Origin of the sequence: Iodobacter sp. (assembly GCF_025352645.1) — a bacterium.
Lineage (GTDB): Bacteria > Pseudomonadota > Gammaproteobacteria > Burkholderiales > Chitinibacteraceae > Iodobacter.
In genome coordinates this window covers 1-6,116 of the sequence record NZ_JANXSO010000098.1, presented here as the reverse complement: position 1 = coordinate 6,116, position 6,116 = coordinate 1, and the positions used below count along the sequence as shown (strand labels likewise).

General features: G+C 44.0%; 9 protein-coding genes. 8 read left to right on the top strand and 1 reads right to left on the bottom strand.

Features of this window, described 5'->3' with window-relative positions:
* From Q0R17_RS11120 to Q0R17_RS11090, 8 genes are all read left to right on the top strand, one after another.
* On the top strand, nt 1-313 hold a 313-nt coding region (locus Q0R17_RS11120; protein ID WP_293935141.1), incomplete at its 5' end, for a TonB-dependent receptor.
* 225 nt (nt 314-538) lie between these two features.
* Nucleotides 539-1,120, top strand: coding sequence for a biliverdin-producing heme oxygenase (locus Q0R17_RS11115; protein WP_293935138.1), 582 nt, complete (start codon nt 539-541; stop codon nt 1,118-1,120).
* Nucleotides 1,120-2,271: a TonB family protein gene (locus Q0R17_RS11110; protein ID WP_293935137.1), complete on the top strand. Its 1,152-nt coding sequence runs from the start codon at nt 1,120-1,122 to the stop codon at nt 2,269-2,271. The genes Q0R17_RS11115 and Q0R17_RS11110 overlap by 1 nt, the downstream gene beginning before the upstream one ends.
* Nucleotides 2,272-2,950: 679 nt before the next feature.
* Entirely contained in the window at nt 2,951-3,616 is a 666-nt protein-coding gene (locus tag Q0R17_RS11105) for a YidC/Oxa1 family membrane protein insertase (protein WP_293935136.1), read from the top strand.
* Nucleotides 3,617-3,985: 369 nt separating this feature from the next.
* On the top strand, nt 3,986-4,192 hold the full coding sequence (locus Q0R17_RS20070; RefSeq protein WP_374759869.1) for an HAD hydrolase-like protein: 207 nt from the start codon (nt 3,986-3,988) through the stop codon (nt 4,190-4,192).
* Between the two features lie 11 nt (nt 4,193-4,203).
* Complete coding sequence (locus Q0R17_RS11100; protein WP_293935134.1) at nt 4,204-4,467, top strand: hypothetical protein; 264 nt, start codon at nt 4,204-4,206, stop codon at nt 4,465-4,467.
* Nucleotides 4,468-4,645: 178 nt separating this feature from the next.
* Entirely contained in the window at nt 4,646-5,107 is a 462-nt protein-coding gene (locus Q0R17_RS11095) for a GyrI-like domain-containing protein (RefSeq protein WP_293935132.1), read from the top strand.
* 181 nt (nt 5,108-5,288) lie between these two features.
* Nucleotides 5,289-5,666, top strand: a complete 378-nt coding sequence (locus tag Q0R17_RS11090) for an MmcQ/YjbR family DNA-binding protein (protein WP_293935130.1) — start codon at nt 5,289-5,291, stop codon at nt 5,664-5,666.
* 61 nt (nt 5,667-5,727) lie between these two features.
* Here Q0R17_RS11090 and Q0R17_RS11085 read toward each other — a convergent pair whose 3' ends face one another.
* On the bottom strand, nt 5,728-5,931 hold the full coding sequence (locus Q0R17_RS11085) for a hypothetical protein (RefSeq protein ID WP_293935128.1): 204 nt from the start codon (nt 5,929-5,931) through the stop codon (nt 5,728-5,730).
* Nucleotides 5,932-6,116: the final 185 nt, after the last annotated feature.

The window sequence follows — 6,116 nt, the reverse complement described above, 5'->3', positions numbered from 1 at the left end:
CAATGCCACTTTTGGTGCACGCTTACTGGATCAAAAACTCACCATGGGCTTACGCGCTAGTTATGTAAGTGGCCCATTAAACACCGCCGAAGAAGGTGCATCTTGGCAGAGCTACAGTGGCTCAGCAGTACAAATCAAAACACTGCCTTACAGCTTGGTTGATCTGTTTGCCAGCTACAAAATCAACGCCGATACCCGTGTGGATATGAGCATCGACAACGCCACCGATCGCTACTATCTCGACCCGCTCTCACTCAGCCTGATGCCAGGCCCTGGGCGCACGGTGCGGATGTCTTTGGGAATGAAATTTTAAAACGCTTCGCTTGCTAATGGACGAGCTTTTACCATAAGCGAGTTAAGACTTATGCATTTCGCAGGGAGGGTTTCACCCGCCCTACGAATGTCACAGTGCCTAAAAATATAAGACTGGCTTCATGACAAATAACTCACTTGATGCGTACAGGGCATAAAAACAGCCCCGCCCAGCATCAATTTTCAAATATCGATCAACCTTTATAACTAGAGTAAATAAACCACTATGAATGCTGTTGCCGAACTGAGCCGTACCCAAGCACTTAAAGCCTTAACGACTGATACCCACGATCAGCTGGATAAGCGCATCATGGCCAATAAGCCTTTTGCCAGCGCAGACAACTACGCACGCTTTTTAATTGCGCAGTATGGCTTCTTGCGTGATTGCGATCCGCTGTATGACAACCCAGACTTAGCCGCACTTTTCCCTGATCTGGCCGAGCGCCGCCGCTATGATCGTATCGCTGCCGATATTGCTGATTTAGGCCGCGAGCTGCCCGCGCACGATGTCTTAGCCCCAGTTGAACACAAGCAAGATATTCCCACCGCTTTAGGCTGGATGTATGTGACTGAAGGATCTAAACTCGGCGCAGCTATTTTATTAAAGATGGCTGGCACATTGGGCTTTACAGAAGAATTCGGTGCACGCCATTTGGCAGGCGCCCCAGAAGGCCGCGCTAGAAATTGGCGCGAATTTACCTCGGTTGTCGATGGCATGGCCTTTAGTGATGAAGAGGAAGCCCGCCTTGTAGCCGGTGCCAAAGCCGCCTTCACCCGCATGAATAATCATTTAGATCAGGTGTACTAATGCATCAACGTGGACTGCATGCGCCATTACGCTGGGCCTATACCGTGCTTGGTTGCATGATGGTTTTGCTAGGCATCATTGGTGCATTTTTACCGGTTATGCCTACCACCGTTTTTTTGCTGATGGCGCTGGCTTGCTTTAGCAAATCATCGCCTAAGTTTGAACAATGGCTGCTGCAACATCCACGCTTTGGCCCATCGCTTCAGTCATGGCGGCAGCATCGCGTGGTGCCCTTAAAGGCCAAACGCGCCGCCTGTCTTGGCATGCTGTTTGGGCTGGTAATCCTCTCTCTCACCCCCGCCCCGTGGTGGGTAGTGGTGGGAGTGGCAATCACAGAATTCATGGTGGCCATCTACCTGATCCGCCGCCCTTCTGTCATCCAAGAAAGCAGCAGCACAGTACAGCCAGTCATCACCCAACCCACGCCAGCGCATAAACCCGCCAAGCGGCTATGGAAATACTGCCTGAGCCTAAGCCTGCTACTGCATTTAGGCCTACTCGGCTATTTTTGCGCCAACTGGACTGCACCACACACCGTTACCGCACGTGAAAGTAAGCAATTTGAAGTCACCATGCTACAAAGCGCCGCCCCTGCCGTGCCATTAGAAGAAAAAGTAGCGCCTAAAGTGAGCCAAGCCGCAGCTAAACAAGCCCCCAAAACCGCCAAACCCACGCCTAAAGCCGCTCCACAGCCCGTGGAAACCAAAGTCACCCCAACAACGAGCGCTGAATCTAGCCTCAGTGCCAGCATCAGCAGCCAGCCCAAAACCAGCGAGCAAAGTACCGAAACAGGCCCACTGAATAAATCCACCTCAGTTGCAGCCGCCCCAGCCGCAGCGCCTGCCTCCACCCAGCAAGCCAGTGGTGGCAGTAATAGCTGGGAAGGCAAAATACTCGCACGGCTAGAACGCTTTCGCCGCTACCCCACCACATCCCGCATGCGTGGCGATGAAGGTGTGGCTTACTTACGGCTAAAAATGAATCGCGAAGGGCAAGTTTTAGCGGCCAAGATAGAACGTAGCTCCGGCTTCCCCGCCCTAGACCGCGCCGCCCTAGAAGCCCTAGAGCGCGCCGCCCCCCTCCCCCGCATCCCAGCAGAACGCCCAGACGAAGCAGAATTACTTGTACCGTTTGAGTTTTTTATTAAGTAATAAAGCGGCGCAACCTACCGCGCCTAAGCAATAAATGACCTGATTATGTCTATTGCCCAAACTCATCATCAATCTAATAGGACGGGTGCAACCCACCAAATTTCAAGCGTAAAAGCAAAAAACGCTGGGTTATACCCCAATCCTATCAACTTAGGCACACCATGTAGGGTGGGCAAGGCGGTTTATCTTGCCCACGCGGATACGCGGCGTGGGCAAAAAACTCCCCCCTACGATGTTTTAAATGCTTGCAATAATGCAATCCAAGTTGAAGCCTGTGTAACAATTAAAACATTCCCCTTAAGTTGATAGGATTGGGTTTGCACCCGCCCTACGATGTTTCAATACTTACAATAGATAGATCAAAGTTAAAGCCAGTTTAACGATCAACATATCGCCCTTAAGTTGACAGAATTGGCTTGCCCCCGCCATTCCCACCTTAAAAAATATAAATTGAATCATGACAAAAATCTAAATTGCTACACCTAGAGCACGGCATGCCGCGCCCTTTTTTATACGGCTAAAGCCTTTCAATATTTCACATTTTTTCAAAAAAACCCAACAAAACCTTTCTATATACGAAAGTAGAAAATCCAGGTATTATGTTAAATAAATAAATGCACTGTGTTTTTTAGACTTTTTTTATTAAAAACACAGCCATTCATATATAAATTAATTCATCATGGACACCGCATTCATAGAAATTTGGCATAGCTGGATCGCTTTACTCACCCATAGCATTCTTTTTTTCAGCAGCTATTTTGATATTTCAGAGGCAATGGCCATCATTGCCCTTACCCTCATCACCCGTATAACCTTAATGCCAATTGCTTTAAGCACGGCTTATCGAACAGAAATAAACAAACAAAAAATAAGCCGAATTAAAACAGAAACAGATGCCTTAAAACTACAATACAAAGGCAAACCCGCCCAGCTGATTGCGGCCACTAGGCAGCTTTACCGCACTAATGGTATTCGCTTAATTGACCGGCTCAGTATCTTTAACCTTAGCTGCCGTGGAGTCAGTAGCTACGGGCTATTTCAAGCACTCAGCAAAGCAGGATTTAGCTCAAAATTTCTGTGGATTAGCAGCCTAGCTAAGCCAGAAGTATTGCTCACACTATTGGTGGGGGCGCTGATGTTTATCAGCATGGCCATTATGCCCGGCGCCACCAGCGAGCCTTCTACCCTAATCATGCTTGGCTTAGCTGTTATTGTCACCATAATCGCAATAGCAGCGCTGCCATCAGCGATTGCTATCTATTGGGCCACATCCAATACAGTCAGTATTATTCAAGGTCTGTTATTGCGTGGATTACTCTCTCGCCAAAAATATAGAGCGATATAAAAAGCCATAGCCTGAATGATCACATACCAATTACCTACGTGTGGTGATGGAAAAGTCATTACTTTCCCTTGGTTTTTCTTGATTTTTATTTTTTAAAATTCATAAAAACCAACCTGATGATGCCTATTGCTCAATCGACTCTATGTAGATGGATTTCTTGAATGCTTGGCTTTGTTTTGTAATTTATAAAATAGGCTTTATCCCCATATTACTGAAGCTTTAGCGCAAATTTAAGCAACGGGGATTCCTCTTGCTATATGCACGTCGAAACTCGCTGACTTTGCTGAATGTATTCTTAGCCTATTTAATCTGCGTCACTATTTTTCTTTTGTAAATGGCGGTGATATTGGCATTCAAAAATGACAACAAATTAGACAACCCCATTCACAAGGATTAGTCAGCGCAAATAGTGTAATTATTGGAGACCAAGGCGTTGATCTCGTTGCAGCCAATAAAAACAATTTAACTGCAGCTGGGGTACTGTGGGGCTATGTATCTCAGGCAGAATTAAGCCAAGAAAATCCGCAGTACCTATTTAACAGCCCCTTAAAATTAAACAACCTCATCAACAACTAGGAATAAAGATTATGCTAGCCATTTATATTTTGATCCCGCTTGCGATGTTTGCGGCACTTTTTTATTATTTTAGCTATATGCCTGCGGCGCAAAAAGATTGGGAAACTATACCAACGCGTGAAGGCTACCTTGCTAAACACCCAGCCAATAATATGGCCTGCTATAAGTGCGGTGATAGCACACAGCTAGATATTGGGCTGCTGCGATTTACTGATTATCGTAGAAAAAAAATATGCGCTAAGTGCAAAACAACTTTATGGCGTGAACAAGATTAAGCCCGTGATGTAAATAAAAAAATACGGCAAGCCACATCCACAATGAGCGGCATTCTTGGCCGTATAAATTAATAAAAAAGCAACAAATAAAGCATTGATATTTGAGCGATTATCACTTAAATTTATAGGGTATAAGGTGTAATTATTTAAGATTAAATACTTAAATGGAGAATAAAGCATGATTGAGCAAAAACTAGTCCCTGCACAGCAGTGTTTATCCATTAAAAAACATCTAAGCCTGCCAGAATTAAAAGAGTTTGCCCAAGTAATTTCTTCCCTATGTGAAGAAACCGCCACCTTAGGGTTAGAAATAACCGGCCCATTAGAGTTTATTTATTTTGGTGTAGATGGCAATCCTAAAACAAAATTTGATTTAATCATTGCCGTCCCCGTTAATAAAATAGGCGAGCCATCCAGCCAATTTGAATACTATGAAAGTGAGCCCTTTAACTGCAGCGATACCAATTACCAAGGTGGCATGAGCGGAATGCCCAAGGCTTGGGGCGGCTTTGTTGAATCTATTTTTAACTTAGGATTAATCCCAACGATTCAATGCAGAGAGGTTTATAAACATTGGGTAGATGATGAAAGTAATGAGAATATCACTGAGCTACAGATGGGCATTGAAAGTAAGGCTTAAATAGCGCGTTGCGCAAGCTGGATGTGAAACCTATAAAAAAAATGTACTATGCCTCTTGCTCATTTTTTGTCGTTCACCTGAGATGATCGACATCAAGGGATATGAGTCTTAGGGGCGCTGCTTGCAATAAATTCATGCCAAATCATTAAATATTTAATAGACTACAGGGTACAAACCATCCATGCACAGCCAGAGCATAGAAGAGGTAAAAAATTATTGCAGATCTTTTGTGGGGGCCTGCGAAAAAGAATTACTGCATCCCAATAATGTTTTAATTTTCTATGTACATGATAAGCAGTTCGCCTATTTTAAAACCAGTGCTCCAGAGCAATGGCGCTTTAGTATTCGCGTTAACCCAGAACGTTTTTTAGAGCTTACCGATCAGCCGAATATAAAACCTGCACGCTATATGCAGCGTTTTCATTGGATTAGCATTACTGAAATGGGTTTACAAGATATAAATATGCTTAAAACATTAATTGATTGGTCCTACCAAAAAGCTTTAAGTAGTTTAAGTAAAAAAACTCAATTAGAAATATTAGCTACTAAAGTAGCCTAACTCTGCGCATGCTTAAGCACGCTATAACGGCACTGGCCAACCTTAATCAGCTATAAACTGCTTAATCTGCGGGCGCTAAAAACACACTTTCAATTCCTTCCCATTTCGGCATATGTTCTTTAAATAAGCGATGAATAGCTCCTTCTTTAACCATAACTTGTAATGTTTTTTTCAATAAAATTCTATCGTCATCCAATATTAGTTTTTTAGATAAATAAAAACCAGAAGAAGTAGCAGGTAAAAATTCAAAAGGCGTAATCTGCAAGCGGTTTTCTAAATTATATTTTTGTACTGATTTTACAAAATTAGTCCTGATTATGTCTCTTGCTCCGGAACCCTTGATTTAGCAATTCGTGCGGCGTAAAGTGAACGAACGTTCTGCTTTACGGAGGTGAATCATGTCCGTCAATGGCATCCAAATGCAAAAGGGCTTGTCTTTGCCTGAGTTCA